Source organism: Micromonospora sp. WMMD987 (assembly GCF_029581435.1).
Classification (GTDB): domain Bacteria; phylum Actinomycetota; class Actinomycetes; order Mycobacteriales; family Micromonosporaceae; genus Micromonospora; species Micromonospora rifamycinica.
On sequence record NZ_CP120861.1, the window covers coordinates 2877932 to 2892459 of the forward strand.

Genomic DNA, 14528 nt, shown 5'->3' on the forward strand with positions numbered 1-14528 from the left:
TGCAGCACCACCGCGCCGAGCCTCGAACCGACGACGCAGCAGGACGAACCGAGGAGAAGCGATGCTCCGACGCATGATCCGGGCCTGGGGCGGGGCCGTCGGCCCTGCCGTCCCCCCGTCGAAGGGCTGAGGCGTCCATGGATTCCCCGGCGAACCACGCCGAACTGCTGACCGCGACGGTGCTGCTCGACATCGCGCTGGTCCTGGCGGTCGGCACCCTGGTCGGGCGATGGGTGGGGCGGCTGCGTCAGCCGGCGGTCATCGGGGAGGTCCTCGCGGGGGTAGCCCTCGGGCCGAGCCTGCTCGGACTGCTGCCCGGCAACCCGACGGCGTGGCTCTTCCCGGCAGAGGCGCGGCCGTTCCTGTCCACCGTCGCGCAGATCGGCCTGGCGCTGTTCATGTTCCTGATCGGCTGGGAGTTCGACCCGGCCCGGCTGCGGAGCCACCGGGGTACCGCCGTGGCCGTGTCGATCGGCTCGATCGTGGTGTCGTTCGGCCTGGGGGTCGCGCTGGCGACGCTGTTGTACCAGCGACACGACACGGTGGGGGTCGACCGGGTCGGCTTCCCGGAGTTCGCGCTCTTCCTCGGCGTCGCCATGTCGATCACCGCCTTCCCGGTCCTGGCGCGCATCCTGGCCGAGCGGGGCCTCACCGGCACCCAGGTGGGCAGTATCGCCCTGGTCAGCGCGGCGATCGACGACGTGCTCGCCTGGTGCCTACTGGCGGTGGTGACAGCGATCGTCACCGCGAGCGGGCCGGTGGACCTGGTCCGCATGCTGCTGCTGTTGGTCGTCTTCCTGACGGTGCTACGGGTCGTGGTACGCCCGTTCCTGGTCTTCATGACCCGACGCTGGGCCGCGACGTACCTGCTGGTCACCGTGGTGGCGTTGGTGTTCCTGGCGTCATTCGCCACCACCTGGATCGGGTTGCACGCCATCTTCGGCGCGTTCTGTGTCGGCCTCGCGATGCCCCGCGAGCCGGCGGCGGAACTCCGTGAGCGGGTGTGCCGGCCCTTGGAGCACGTGAGCATGGTGCTGCTCCCGGTGTTCTTCATCGTCACCGGCCTCGGTGTCGACATCGGTGGACTGACCGCGGCGAACCTCCTGGAGCTGGCCGCGATCGTCCTGGTCGCCTGCGTGGGGAAGCTGACCGGCGCGATCGTGCCGGCCGTGTCGCTCGGCATGTCCTGGCGCGACGCCGGGATCCTGGGCATTCTGGTCAACACGCGGGGTCTGACCGAACTCGTGGTGCTGAGCGTCGGCCTGCAGCTCGGCGTGCTCGACGGGCAGATGTTCACGATGCTGGTGCTCATGGCCCTGATCACCACTGCGCTGGCCGGTCCGCTGATCCGTTCGGGCCGGACGCCGGCCACCCGACCCGGCGGGCCGGACGCCGCCGCCGTCGAGATGACCGACGCGCGTCACGGCGGTACCGGATAATCCACCCATGACCTCTACCGGTTCGTCACGGCTGTCGTTGTGGTCCACCGACTCGTTGTTGTCGATCGGGTCGCGGGGTTCGGTGCTGTCCATCGGCAGCGTCGGTTCGATCGCCTCGGTCGGCAGCGTCGGCTCCGCCGGGTCGATCCTGTCCATCGGCTCCGCGCTCTCGGTCGGTTCGACCCTGTCCTGGCGGTCCGCCTGGTCGTTGCTGGCGGACCGCTCCTCCGGCGTGGCGATGGGTTCCCGCCAGCGGGCCCGTCCGCTGGTCGGTCCGTCCGCGGCGGTGGCCGCCGTGGCGCTGACCGCCGGTGTCGGCTACCTCCTGGCGCGCAGGCGTCGATCGGACGCGGGGCGGGTCAGGCGGGCGTCGCGGTGACGTGCTCCACGGTGACGGTGCGCAGGACGTGGAGGGCACCACCGACGGCGGCGGCGGTGTCCACGTTGGCGGACAGCAGCACCCGGGGCCGGCTGAGCGCCCGGCTGAGCGCGTGCCGGGTCAGCTCCGTCTCGATGAACCGCTGGTAGAGCGGGCCGGCGTCGACGAGGGCGGGTCCGGCCAGCACGACGGTGTCGAGGTCGAAGAGATTCACCATGGTCACCGCGGCGCGGCCGATCCAGTGGGCGGAGCGTTGGAGGATCGCCGTCGCGTCCGGGTCGCCCGCCTGCCACGCGTGCACGACGCGCCCGAAGTCGGCGAGGGTGTCCTCCTCGTGGGCCGTGACGCCGAGGCGCCCGGCGAGTTCGGGTCGGGCGAGCACCTGCGCGACGACCGTACGCGGACCCGCCTCCGCCTCGGCGCAGCCATGGTTGCCGCAGACGCAGGCGGCGCTGGCGCCCATCAGCCCCACGTGCCCTATCTCGACGGCGTTCGAGGCGCGACCGCGGTAGGCGTTGCCGTCCGCCACGACGCTGCCGCCCAGGCCGGAGCCGAGGTAGATGAGCCCGAACGTGTCGGTCGGCACGGTGCCGGACCACTGCTCGCCGGTGGCCGCCGCCGTCGCGTCGTTCTCCAGCAGGACGGGTAGGCCGAGCCGACCCGACAGGCTCGACGTCAGGGGGTACTGGAGCCAGTCGGGCGTGGGATGGGCCATGAGGAGCATGCCGCGTTCGCGGTCCTGGGGTCCGTGGGTGACCAGACCGACGCCGAGCACCCGATCGCGCGGCACGCCCGTGCGGTGCACCAGGTCCTCGACGTGGTGGGCCAGGGTGGCGACGGCCGCGTCCGGCCCGCTGGTCCCGGTGCCCCGGAAGCCGGCGGTCGCGATCCGCCGGCCGGCGAAGTCGATCACGACGACCGTCGTCGTGGTGCGGTCGAACTGGACCCCGACGGCGTACCAGGCGTCCGCCTCCAGTTCCAGCAGCCGTCGGGGCTGGCCCCGGCTCTGCTGCTCACGGCCCACCTCGCGGACGAGGCCTCCGTCGATCAGGCGGCGGACCACGTGGGTGATCCTGGCCTGGGTACGGCCGGACAGCTCGGCGAGTTCGACCCGGCTGAGCGTGCCACGGGTGCGCAGCAGATCGAGCATCCGCCCGGCCGTGGTGACGCGGCCGTCGTCGTCGTGGAGCATGCCGCGAGCCCTCCTAGATCCGTCCGGGAGCCGGGCGGAGCGCTCCCGCTCCTATGTCTAGCCGATCGACCGGATCACGCAAGGGGCGGCGACGGTCGACGTCCTCGGTCCGGTCGGGCTGACCGGCGGGGTGGGCGCGGTCCGGTCGGGCTGACCGGCGGGGTGGGCGCGGTCCGGTCGGGCCGGGCCGCGGCGGTGCGGTGAGCGGCAAAAGAATTTTATCGAGATCAATTGAGCTTGCGCATTGACTGAGTAAATTTAGTCACTTAAGAATACATCTCTGGCCCTTCCTGGGCCATGGCGGGCGAGCATCGCCCCCGCTCGTGAAAGGACCACGATGTCTCTTCTCACCGGCATGTCGCGCCGCGCCGCGGCCCTCGCCGGCGCAGCCGCGCTCGGCCTCGTGCTGACCGGCTGCTCCGGCGGGACCTCGTCCGCCGGCTCGGCGGCCACGCTCGTGGCCTACACGGGTCAGTCGGGCGACTACCAGGTCAACTTCAACCCGTTCTCGCCGTCCCGGATCGGGGGCCTCGGCACGGTCTACGAGACCCTGTTCTTCGTCAACAAGGCCAAGGTGTCCGACCTCGTGCCGCTGCTCGGCACGCAGCACTCCTGGAACACCGACGGCACCGTCCTGTCGGTGACCCTGCGCGACGGGGTGACGTGGAGCGACGGTCAGCCCTTCACCGCGAAGGACGTCGCGTTCACCTTCGGCCTGCTGAAGAACAACGCGGCCATCAACAACATCGGGTTCGACGGCACCGCCACGGCGGTGGACGACACCCACGTGACCCTCACCTTCACGGCACCCGCCTTCGTCAAGGGGCCCGACCTGCTCGGTGGCGTGCCGATCGTCCCCGAGCACCTGTGGAAGACCACCAGCCCGACCGAGGACGTGGTCGAGAAGCCCGTCGGCACCGGCGCCTACCTGATCGGCGAGTTCAAGCCGCAGGCCTTCACCTATACGGCGAACCCCAGGTACTGGGGCGGCGAACCGAAGGTGAAGAAGATCCGCTTCGTCGCGCTGTCCGGCAACCAGGCCGGCGCCGACGGCATCGCGGCCGGCACCGTCGACTGGTTCACCGGACCGATCCCCGACCTCAAGAACACCAGGAAGAACTTCCCCAGGTACGACGCGTACACCCGGTGGCAGAACCAGATGGTGCTCGCCACCTGCTCCAGCGCGCAGATGGGGTGCAAGGGGCCGCAGACCGACCCTGCCGTCCGGCACGCCCTCTACTCCGCCCTCAACCGGACCCAGCTCAACAAGCTGGCGTTCCAGGACACCGCCAGCCCGATCTCCCCGGCCTTCACCCTCACCCCCGGCCAGGACGGCTTCACCGCCGCCGGCCTGGCGGAGAAGGTGGCCCCGATGACCGCCGAACCGCAGAAGAGCGCGCAGCTCCTGGAGCAGGCCGGCTGGACCAGGGGTTCCGACGGCATCTACGCCAAGGGCGGCCAACGGCTGTCGCTGACGGTCGAGGTGGTCACCGGATGGACCGACTACATCACCGCGATCGACACGATGGCCTCGCAGGCCAAGGCCGCCGGGATCGAGCTGCAGGCCGCCCAGTCCTCCTGGAACGAGTGGACGGAGAAGAAGGGATCCGGGAAGTTCCAGCTGGTCATCGACTCGCTGGGGCAGGGCCCCGCGCCGGACCCGTTCTATCTCTACACCTACTTCTTCGACTCCGGCACCGGGGCCAGGGTGGGCCAGGCCGCCGGCAACAACTACTCCCGCTACGCCAACCCGGAGGTCGACGCGGCGCTCGACGACCTGGCCGCGCTCCCGCTCGACGACCGGGCGGCCCGGCAGCCGTACTTCGACACCGTCCAACGGGCGATCGTGCGGGACATGCCGTACGTCCCGGTCCTGACCGCCGGCACGACGAGCGTGTGGAACACCGGGAAGTTCAGCGGCTGGCCCTCCGACGGGGACCTGTACGCCTTCCCGGCGGTGTGGTCGGCGCTCGACGCCGCAGAGATCTTCAAGCGGCTCACCCCGCAGAGCTGACCGCCCCCGCCGTCGCCCCCGAGAAAAGAGCGCCGCCGTGAGTTACTTCCTGCGCAAGCTGGGCTTCTACGTGGTGGCCCTCTGGGCCGCCCTGACCCTCAACTTCGCCATCCCACGCCTGCTGCCCGGTGATCCCGTCGACATCCTGCTGGCCAAGCTCCAGCAGCGGGGTGGCACGGTCAGTCCGGAGACGCGCGAGGCGTACACGCTCCTGCTCGGGGGCGACGACAGCGGACCCCTGTGGAACCAGTACCTGGACTATCTCGGGAACCTCGCGCGCGGGGACCTCGGGGTGTCGGTGAGCTACTACCCGGCCAAGGTCTCCGACGTGATCCTCGCGTCGCTGCCCTGGACCGTGGTGCTCGTCGGGGTCGCCACCCTCATCGCCGCGCTGCTCGGGGTGCTCCTCGGCGCGATCGTGGGGTGGCGACCCGGCACCTGGCTCGACTCACTGGTCCCGGCCACGACGCTGCTCGCCGCCATCCCGTACTTCTGGCTCGCCCTGCTCCTGAGCTACCTGCTGGCCCGGGTGCTCGGCTGGCTGCCGCTGCAGGGCGGCTACGACGTCGCGCTCACCCCCGGCTGGAACACGGCGTTCCTCCTCTCGGCGGTGCGGTACGCCACCCTGCCCGCCCTGACCATCGTGCTGGCCTCGATCGGCGGCTGGCTGCTCGGCATGCGGAACATGATGGTCTCCACCCTGTCCGAGGACTACGTGCTGACGGCGGAGGCCAAGGGGCTGTCGCCCGGGACGATCCGGCGCTCCTACGCGGCGCGCAACGCCGTGCTCCCCTCCGTGGCCGGGTTCGCCATCTCCCTCGGCTTCGTGGTCTCCGGCTCGGTCATCACGGAGCAGGTCTTCTCCTACCCCGGCATCGGCGGACGGCTGCTCGGCGCCGTGACCAACAACGACTACGCGCTGATGCAGGGGGTCTTCCTCTTCATCACGCTCGCCGTGCTCGGCGCCAACCTGATCGTCGACCTGCTCTACGGCCTGATCGACCCGCGCACCCGGGCCCGGCACTGACGGGGGAGACCACGATGACGAACCTCACCCCCGCCGGCACCCCGACGGTGGCCGACGCCGCCGACGCGCGCACCCCGGCCACCGGCCCGGTCGGCCGCTCCGCCCCGGCGGGCTGGCGCATGCTGCTGCCCTCGATGACGCCCTGGCTGGCCCTCGGCCTCGTGCTGGTCGTCGGGATCACGCTCTTCGGGCTCCTCGCCGTCCACGTGGTGGGCGACCCCCGGCAGATCCGGGACCAGGGGCTCACGCCGCCGTCGGCGCAGTTCCCGCTCGGCACCACCCAGACCGGGCAGGACGTGCTCGCGCAGCTCGCGTACGCCACCCGTGGCTCGTTGCAGATCGGCTTCCTCGTCGGCGTCCTCGCCACCGCCCTGTCGGCGTTCTTCGGCATCTACGGCGCCTACCGGGGCGGGCTCGTTGACGAGGCGTTCTCGTTGCTGTCGAACGTCTTCCTGGTGATCCCCGGCCTGCCGCTGGTCATCGTGATCTCGGGCTTCGTGCCACGGGAGAGCCGTGGCGTGTGGACCATCGTCGTGGTGCTCGCCCTGACGAGCTGGGCCGCGTCGGCGCGGGTGCTGCGGGCACAGACGCTGTCGGTGCGCAACCGCGACTACGTCGCCGCGGCGAAGGTCGCCGGTGAGAGACCGTGGCGGGTCATCGTCGTGGAGATCCTGCCGAACCTCCTGCCGGTCATCGCGTCGCAGTTCGTGTTCGCGGTCATCGCCGCGATCCTCGGCGAGGCCGGTCTGGCCTTCATCGGCCTCGGCGCGTCGAACTCGGCCACGTTGGGCACGATGCTCTTCTACGCCCAGAACGGGTACGCGCTGTCCCTCGGCGCGTGGTGGTGGTTCGTGCCGCCGGGCCTGGTCATCGCGCTCTTCGGCATGGGCCTGTCGCTGGTGAACTTCTCGATCGACGAGATCATCAACCCCAGGCTGAGGAACCTGCGCCGGTACCGCAGGCGGGCGCGGCGGGACGCCCGCACCCGGCGGCGACCGTCCCGCCCCGGGGTCGACGCCCCGGGCACCGGCTCCGCCCACCCGACCCCGGAGGTGACCCCGCGATGACCACCCCACCGCGGCACGACCACACCGCCGCCGACGGGTCGCGGGCCGCCGCCGTCCTGACGGTCGAGGACCTCACCGTCGTGTACGAGGCCGACACCCCGGTCACGGCGGTCCGGGACGCGAGCCTGACGCTGCACCGGGGGGAGATCCTCGGGCTGGCCGGCGAGTCCGGCTGCGGCAAGACCACCCTGGCGTACGCGATCAACCGCCTGCACCGACCGCCGGCCCGCATCGCGTCCGGCCGGGTGACGTTCCACGACCGGGCCGGCGGGGACGTCGACGTGCTCGCGCTGACCGACGTCGAGCTGCGCGCGTTCCGCTGGGAGAAGCTCTCCATGGTGTTCCAGGGGGCGATGAACGCCCTCAACCCCGTCACCACCGTGCGGGCGCAACTACGGGACACCCTGCTGGCCCACCGCCCCGGCCTGTCCCGGGCGCAGGTGCGCGAGCGGTCCGCGGAGGTGCTGCGACGGGTCGGGGTGGATCCCCGGCGACTGGGCTCCTTCGCGCACGAACTCTCCGGGGGGATGCGCCAACGGGTCATGATCGCGATGGCGATGCTGCTCGAACCACAGGTCATGATCATGGACGAGCCCACCACGGCCCTGGACGTCGTCGTCCAACGCGAGATCCTGGGCGAGATCGTGCGGCTCCGCGACGAGCTGGACTTCGCCGTCGTCTTCATCACCCACGACCTGCCGCTGCTGCTGGAGATCAGCGACCGGATCGCCGTCATGCTGGCGGGCGAGATCGTCGAACTCGGCGCGGCCGAACAGCTCTACCGCCACGCGCGGCATCCGTACACCCGTCGGCTCCTCGGCTCGTTCCCGAGCCTGTCCGGGGCGCGCGGCGCGTTCATCCGGTCCGGGGTCGACGAGACCGCCGGACCGGCCGACGGCGACACCGGGGAGCGGGCATGACCCTCGTCCACGTGACCGATCTCGTCAAGGACTACCGCATCCGGAGCGGTCTGCGCCGCAGCCGGCTGCGCGCCGTCGACCACGTCAGCTTCGACCTGGTCCCCGGCCGCACCGTCGCCCTGGTCGGGGAGTCGGGTTCGGGGAAGTCCACCATCGCCAGGATCCTCACCCGGATGGAGAGACCCACCTCCGGCCGGGTCGAGGTACGCCTCGACGACGGCACGCCGGTGCACGGGTCGCGGTACCGGCGGCACGTGCAGATGGTGTTCCAGGACCCGTTCGCCTCCCTCAACCCCTTCCACTCCGTCGCGCACCACATCGCCCGTCCGCTGCGGATCCACCGGCGCACCCGCACCGCCACCGAGACCCGCCGGCGGGTGCTGGAGATGCTCGAACGGGTCAACCTCACCCCGGCCGAGAGCATCGCGTCGCGTCGCCCGCACGAACTCTCCGGCGGCCAGCGGCAGCGGGTCGCGATCGCCCGCGCGCTGGCGCCGGGGGCACAGGTGCTCGTCGCGGACGAACCGGTGTCCATGTTGGACGTATCGATCCGCCTCGGGGTGCTCAACCTGATGGGCCGCCTGCAACGCGAGGACCGGCTCGCCGTGCTGTACATCACCCACGACCTGGCCACCGCCCGGCACTTCTCGGACGAGATCCTCGTGCTCTACCGGGGCCGCGTCGTCGAGCGCGGGCCGTCCGACGCGGTGATCCTCGATCCGCAGCACGACTACACCAGGTTGCTGGCGGGTTCGGCACCGGATCCCGAACGCCCGGGGCGGGTCACGGCGGCGGCCCGGGCGGACCGCGACACGATCGACGACAGCGTCTGCTACGACCACCGCACCCGCCGGTGGGAGCAGGCCGGGGTGCCGTCGGCCACGGCGACCGGGCCGGCCGGTCGGTGACCCGCCGGGCGGCACCGCCACCCGGTGACCGGCACGCCTTCGCCGCCACCCGGCGGCCCGTACAGCTTCGCCGCCACCCGGCGGCCCGTACGCCTTCGCCGCCGCCCGACGGCGGCCCGCACGCCTTCGCCGTCCGCGGCCCGCCCGCACCCCTGCGGACCCGGCAGAGAGGATCCCCACGTGACCGCCATCCCGGCCCGGCCCGTGCCCCGGCTCGCCCTGCCCGCCCACCACCTGTGGCTGGACGCCGAGTGCCGTCGGCTGCTCGCCTTCGGAGCCCGCTGCGCGCTGCCCGACGGTGGTGCCGCCTACCTGGACGTCGGTGGTGTGCCCGACCCCGGGCACGGCGTGCTCACCTGGATCACCGCCCGCACCACGCACGCGTACTCGCTCGGTGTGCTGCTCGGCGTGCCCGGCAGCGCCCCCGTCGCCGACGCCGCGCTGGCGGCCCTGACCGGCCGGCTGCGCGACGCCGGAGCCGGTGGGTGGTTCACCGCGCTCGGACCGGACGGCACTCCCGACCGGGCCGGCGGCAAGTCCTGCTACGACCACGCCTTCGTGCTGCTCGCGGCGTCGTCCGCGGCGCTCGCCGGCCGACCCGGCGGCGTCGGCCTGCTCGCCGACGCCGCCGACGTCTATCTCACCCGGTTCTGGGACGATCCGGCGGGCCGACCGCTGGACGGTTGGGACGCCGACTTCACCCGGCCCGACGACTACCGTGGCCTCAACGCCACGATGCACTCGGTCGAGGCGATGCTCGCCGTGGCCGACGCCGTCGAGGTGCTCGACGACCCGACCGGATCCGTCGTCGGCGGGGGAGCGGCCGCCTGGCGGGACCGGGCCGCGCGGGCGGCCCGGTTCGTCGTCGACCTCGCCGCCGCCCACGACGGGCGGCTGCCGGAACACTTCGGACCGGACTGGACGCCCGACCTCGACTTCCACCGCAGCCGACCGGACGACCCCTTCCGGCCCTACGGCGCCACCCCCGGGCACGGTCTGGAGTGGTCCCGGCTGCTGCTGACCGTCGAGGCCGCGGTGGGTGCCGACGCCGCCCTCACCGCGGCGGCGGTGCGGCTGTTCGACCGGGCCGTCGCCGACGGCTGGAACGCCGACGGCGCGGAGGGCTTCGTCTACACCACCGACTGGGACGGCACGCCGGTGGTGCGCCAGCGGATGCACTGGGTGGTGGCCGAGGCGATCGCCGCCGCCGCCGCGCTGCACCGGCGCACCGGCGAGCGGCGGTACGCCGACAGCTACGCCACCTGGTGGGACTACGCCGAACGCCGTCTGCTCGACCGTACGGGCGGCTCGTGGTGGCACGAACTCGACCCGCGGAACGTGCCGGCCACGACCGTGTGGCCCGGCAAACCCGACGTCTACCACGCGCTACAGGCCACCCTGCTGCCCCGGCTGCCGCTCGCGCCCACCCTCGCCCGCGCGCTGCGGGCGGGGCTGCTCGACCCGCCGCCGGCCGCCGCCGGTCGTCGGCCGCCGACCCGACCGGTCCGGTGACCGGGCGGCGAGGGCCGTCGTCGTCACGGTGTCCGGTCGGGGAGGGCCGCGGTCGTCACGGTGTCCGGTCGGGGAGCTGCCCGGCCCGCGCCGCCGCGTTGGCCGAACGCAGCACCCGGGGATGCCGCAGCGCGGCCGGGTCGGCCAGGGTCGCCGTGCTGGCCACGGTGAAGGTGTGGGTCTCACCCGCGAGCAGTGAGACGAGCATGTCGTCGACGACCGCGTCGGGGTCCACCTTGTCGACGAGCAGTGCGAGGTCCCGGACGTACGCCGTGGCCCGCACGTCCACCCGGTAGCCGCCGGTCACGGCCGTCACCTCGGCGGTGCAGGGGGCCGGGTCGTAGGCGAGGTCACGGTCCTCGACGAACTGGTGCAGGACCCGGACGCCGTCGACGGCGGCGACCAGCACCTCGCCGCCCGGATCGGTCGGGGTGAGCAGGTCGTCGGTCAGGTCGAGCAGGGCGACGGACCGGGGCGCGACCGTGAGCGGCAGCGCGGCGGCCGCCAGGACGTCGCCGGTGAGGCTCTGCCGGGTGCCGCGGACCGTGCCCGTCCACGGCTGGTCGTGATCGTTGACCGCGACCAGGGTGGGTCTTCCCCCGCGGGGCTGCACGGTCAGCAGCCGGGGCGCGAACGCGTGCCGGAGCGCGTAATAGAGGGGCTTGGGGCGTCCGTCGCCGTCCACCGCCGCCCACGAGGTGACCGGCCAGCAGTCGTTGAGCTGCCAGACGAGCGCGCCGGCCGTGTGGGGCCACCAGGAGCGGAAGTGCTCGACCCCGAACGCCACCGCCCGTGCCTGGTTGAGCTGCGTCGCCCAGTGCCACTGCTCGAAGTCGTCCGGGACGGGCAGGTGGGGGGCCAGGCCCCGGTCCAGCTTGCCGTTGCCGTCGTGGGCCTTCTGGTGCAGCAGGAACGCGGGTGCGGTGGGGGTCAGTGGCCGGTCGCGGATCCACCGGGTGAGGGTCGCCCAGGTGGGTGGACCCTGGAAGCCGAACTCGGCGCAGAACCGCGGGATCTCGTCGCGGTAGTGGGTGTAGTCGAGCATGTTCCACACGTCCCACTCGTGGCGGGTGCCGTGGCGGGCGTCGTTGGGCGGCAGGTCGCCGGGGCTGTAGGGGCTGCCGGGCGCGTACGGGCGGGTGGGGTCCAGGGCGGCGACGATGTCGGGCAGCAGCCCGGTGTAGTAGCCGAGCCCCCAGCTGCGGCCGTCGAGGCTCTCCCGCCAGCCTGCCCAGTCGGTGAAGGCGGGCAGGTTCTCGTTGTTGCCGTTCCAGAGCACCAGCGAGGGGCGGGCGACCAGCCGGGTGACGTTCTCCCGCGCCTCGGCCTCCACCTCGCCGCGCAGGGGCTCCTCCTCGGCGTAGAAGGCGCAGGCGAACGGGAAGTCCTGCCAGACCAGCACGCCCCGCTCGTCGCAGGCGTCGTAGAAGTCGTCGGTCTCGTAGATGCCGCCGCCCCAGACCCGCAGCATGTTCATGTTCGCCCCGACAGCCTGGTCGATCCGGCGGGCGAGCCGCTCGGGGGTGACCCGGGTGAGGAGGTGGTCGTCCGGAATCCAGTTGGCGCCCTTGGCGAAGACCCGGGTGCCGTTGACGACGAAGGTGAACGGCGTGCCGGCCCCGTCCGGCCGGGTGTCCACGGCGACGGTGCGGAAGCCGATCCGACGCCGGTCGACGTCCACCGGCTCGCCGTCGGCCAGGAGCGTGACGGTCAGCTCGTAGCGCGGCTGTCCACCGTAGCCGACCGGCCACCACAGCCGGGCGTCCGGCACGAGGACGGTGAGCCGGGCGGCGTCGCCGGGGACGGGCGTCCGTTCGGTGCGGTCGCCGACGGTCACCACCGCGGTGTAGTCGCGGTCCGTGGCGCGGTCGAGCGTGAGGTGCACGTCGACGCGGCCGGTCCCGTCGGCGTCGACGGTGACGAGCGGGCGTACCCCGGTCAGCCGCGCGGTGTCCCAGCGTTCCAACCGCACCGGCTTCCAGATGCCGGCGGTCTGCAGGTCAGGTCCCCAGTCCCAGCCGAAGGAGCAGGCCATCTTGCGGATCGCGTTGTACGGGTGCGGGTAGGCGCGCTGACGCCAGCCGAGCCGGGCCTCCGTCCGCTCGGCGTGAGCGAGGGCGGAGTCCAGCGTCACGGTCAGCTCGTTGCGGCCCTCCCGCAGCGACCCGCGTACGTCGAACCGGTGGCTGCGGTGCATGTTGGCGGTCCCGCCGAGCAGGTGGCCGTTCAACGTGACGGTCCCGATCGTGTCGATGCCGTCGAAGACCAGCTCCACCCGTTCCCCGGCCCCGGGTCCGGCCGCCCGGAACTCCGTGGCGTACCGCCAGTCGACGCGGTGCATCCAGGTCAGGTCGGCCTCGTTGCGGTCCAGGTACGGGTCGGCGATGAGGCCGGCGGCCAGCAGGTCCAGGTGGGTGCTGCCGGGCACCCGGGCGGGGACGTCCCGGTCGACGAGGACGTCCGGTACCGGGCCGCCGACGGCGCGCAGGCGCCAGCCCTCGTGCAGGGTCGAGCGCGTCATGGGGTCCTCTTCGTCGTCGGCGACAGGGGCCGCAGCTGCGGAGGATCCTTACGCAGGCAACCTAACTAAGTCAACGAGCCGGTCGGGACGACCGCTGCCCCGGGGCGTCTGTCCTGGTAGGACCCTCGGTGCAGACCGCCCGGGCCGACCGGGGTCGGGCGTGCCCCGTCGTCCGGGCGGGGGCGGCCGAGGGTCAGTTCGCTCTGGAGCACGAGGACCGCACCGCCGATCGCCGCCGCGTCCGACCCGTTGACCGAGGGCACGATCCGCACCGGGTGCGCCCGCCGCGCGAACATCCGACGGTCCACCTCCCGCTGGATCAGCGTCTGGTAGATCGAGCCGGCCACCGCGAAGCTCGGCCCGGCCAGGACGATCGCGTCGACATCGAACAGGCAGGCCATGGTGACGGCCGCACCACCCAGATAGCGGGCCGACCGCTCGACGATGCCCCGGGCGTCGGCGTCCCCGGCGTTCGCCGCGGCCGCGATCCGGGCGAACTCGGTGAGGAAGTCGGCGGCGGCCGGGTCCAGGGCCAGCCGTCGGGTGAGTTGCGGGCTCGCCGTGGCCTGCCGGACCATGGCCGACGGACCCGCGTAGTTCTCCAGGCAGCCCACGTTGCCGCAGGGACACTCGTCGCCGTCGGCGTCCATCGAGATGTGGCCGATCTCCACGCTGTTGGAGGAGCTGCCCCGGTACACCTCACCGGCGACCACGACCCCGCCGCCGATCCCGGTGGCCATGTAGATGCAGCCGTAGGTGCTGCCCGGGTCCATCGCACCCATCCAGTACTCGCCGATCGCCGCCGCCGCCGCGTCGTTCTCGAGCAGGACCGGTAACCCGAGGGTCTCCGCCAGCAGTCGGGCGACCGGGTAGTCGAGCCACTCCCGGGTCGGCTGCGGGGTCAACAGCACCCCCGCGCGCCGGTCCTGCGGCCCGTAGCTGACCAGACCGACCCCCAGCACCCGGTCGCGGTGCACGGCCGCCGTGTCCAGCAGCGCCTCCACCTGCGAAGCCACCAGCGGCAGCGCCTGCTGCGGCGGCATCGTCGCGACGCCCTGGAACGACGTCCGGGCGACCTGTCGGCCGGCCAGGTCGACGACCACGATGACGCAGGTGTTGCGTTCGATCTGCACCCCGACGCCGTAGCGGGCCAGCGGATTGAGCTGCACCATGGTGCGGGGCTTGCCGCCCGTCGGCCCACCCCGGCCGGCCTCGACCACCAGACCGTCGTCCATCAGCTCCCGGACGACCGCGGAGATCGTCGCGCCGGTCAGGCCCGTCGCCGCCGCGAGCTCGACCCGGCTGATGCTGCGCGCCGCCCTGATGACGTCCAGCACCAGGCCGCGGGTCCTCGGTCGGCTGGCCCAGATCGGGCTGCTCGCCACGGTCCCCCCTCGATGTTCGCCCCGTCGCCAGGCTACGTCACCGGCCGCGACCGCGGTCATCCCCGATCACGACCGCCCCGGGAGTGTTCCCTCGCAGCATATTGACTTTCGTAACGAATCTAACTAAGGATGTCCCCCAGCGCTCCCATCGATCTCTCACTATT

11 protein-coding genes are annotated in these 14528 nt (G+C 72.5%); 8 read left to right on the forward strand and 3 right to left on the reverse strand.

What is annotated here, in order from left to right; translation table 11 throughout:
- Window positions 1-137: 137 nt before the first annotated feature.
- Window positions 138-1439: a cation:proton antiporter gene (locus tag O7612_RS12120; protein WP_282273157.1), complete on the forward strand. Its 1302-nt coding sequence runs from the start codon at window positions 138-140 to the stop codon at window positions 1437-1439.
- Between the two features lie 7 nt (window positions 1440-1446).
- Window positions 1447-1818 (forward strand): hypothetical protein, encoded by a 372-nt coding sequence (locus O7612_RS12125; protein WP_282273158.1) that lies wholly within the window; start codon window positions 1447-1449, stop codon window positions 1816-1818.
- Here O7612_RS12125 and O7612_RS12130 read toward each other — a convergent pair.
- Window positions 1799-3010 carry an ROK family transcriptional regulator gene (locus tag O7612_RS12130; RefSeq protein WP_282273160.1) on the reverse strand — a complete coding sequence of 404 codons (1212 nt, stop codon included), beginning with the start codon at window positions 3008-3010 and terminating at the stop codon, window positions 1799-1801. The genes O7612_RS12125 and O7612_RS12130 overlap by 20 nt on opposite strands.
- A 337-nt stretch (window positions 3011-3347) precedes the next feature.
- Between O7612_RS12130 and O7612_RS12135 the strand changes: the two genes are divergently transcribed.
- From O7612_RS12135 to O7612_RS12160, 6 genes are all read left to right on the forward strand, one after another.
- A complete protein-coding gene (locus O7612_RS12135; protein WP_282273162.1) occupies window positions 3348-5024 on the forward strand; it encodes an ABC transporter substrate-binding protein in 1677 nt (558 codons plus the stop codon).
- A 37-nt stretch (window positions 5025-5061) separates the two neighbouring features.
- Entirely contained in the window at window positions 5062-6051 is a 990-nt protein-coding gene (locus O7612_RS12140) for an ABC transporter permease (protein ID WP_282273164.1), read from the forward strand.
- A 14-nt stretch (window positions 6052-6065) separates the two neighbouring features.
- A complete protein-coding gene (locus O7612_RS12145; RefSeq protein ID WP_282273166.1) occupies window positions 6066-7118 on the forward strand; it encodes an ABC transporter permease in 1053 nt (350 codons plus the stop codon).
- The gene (locus tag O7612_RS12150; RefSeq protein WP_282273167.1) at window positions 7115-8038 is read left to right on the forward strand and encodes an ABC transporter ATP-binding protein; all 924 of its coding nucleotides are present in this window, start codon (window positions 7115-7117) and stop codon (window positions 8036-8038) included. Before O7612_RS12145 ends, O7612_RS12150 begins: the two co-directional genes overlap by 4 nt.
- Window positions 8035-8946 (forward strand): ATP-binding cassette domain-containing protein, encoded by a 912-nt coding sequence (locus O7612_RS12155; protein ID WP_282273168.1) that lies wholly within the window; start codon window positions 8035-8037, stop codon window positions 8944-8946. Before O7612_RS12150 ends, O7612_RS12155 begins: the two co-directional genes overlap by 4 nt.
- A gap of 180 nt (window positions 8947-9126) precedes the next feature.
- The gene (locus O7612_RS12160) at window positions 9127-10458 is read left to right on the forward strand and encodes an AGE family epimerase/isomerase (RefSeq protein ID WP_282273170.1); all 1332 of its coding nucleotides are present in this window, start codon (window positions 9127-9129) and stop codon (window positions 10456-10458) included.
- 55 nt (window positions 10459-10513) lie between these two features.
- On the opposite strand, the gene O7612_RS12165 is transcribed toward O7612_RS12160, so the two are convergent.
- Both O7612_RS12165 and O7612_RS12170 read right to left on the reverse strand, forming a co-directional pair.
- A complete protein-coding gene (locus tag O7612_RS12165) occupies window positions 10514-12979 on the reverse strand; it encodes a glycoside hydrolase family 2 protein (RefSeq protein WP_282273172.1) in 2466 nt (821 codons plus the stop codon).
- 65 nt (window positions 12980-13044) lie between these two features.
- The gene (locus O7612_RS12170) at window positions 13045-14364 is read right to left on the reverse strand and encodes an ROK family transcriptional regulator (RefSeq protein WP_282273174.1); all 1320 of its coding nucleotides are present in this window, start codon (window positions 14362-14364) and stop codon (window positions 13045-13047) included.
- Between the last annotated feature and the right edge of the window lie 164 nt (window positions 14365-14528).

Bases quoted from the DNA above. Each gene is read 5' to 3' on its own strand.
- O7612_RS12155 (WP_282273168.1), top strand. From the start codon at position 8,035: ATGACCCTCGTCCACGTGACCGATCTCGTCAAGGACTACCGCATCCGG.
- O7612_RS12165 (WP_282273172.1), bottom strand. From the start codon at position 12,979: ATGACGCGCTCGACCCTGCACGAGGGCTGGCGCCTGCGCGCCGTCGGC.
- O7612_RS12130 (WP_282273160.1), bottom strand. From the start codon at position 3,010: ATGCTCCACGACGACGACGGCCGCGTCACCACGGCCGGGCGGATGCTC.
- O7612_RS12145 (WP_282273166.1), top strand. From the start codon at position 6,066: ATGACGAACCTCACCCCCGCCGGCACCCCGACGGTGGCCGACGCCGCC.
- O7612_RS12135 (WP_282273162.1), top strand. From the start codon at position 3,348: ATGTCTCTTCTCACCGGCATGTCGCGCCGCGCCGCGGCCCTCGCCGGC.
- O7612_RS12150 (WP_282273167.1), top strand. From the start codon at position 7,115: ATGACCACCCCACCGCGGCACGACCACACCGCCGCCGACGGGTCGCGG.
- O7612_RS12125 (WP_282273158.1), top strand. From the start codon at position 1,447: ATGACCTCTACCGGTTCGTCACGGCTGTCGTTGTGGTCCACCGACTCG.
- O7612_RS12120 (WP_282273157.1), top strand. From the start codon at position 138: ATGGATTCCCCGGCGAACCACGCCGAACTGCTGACCGCGACGGTGCTG.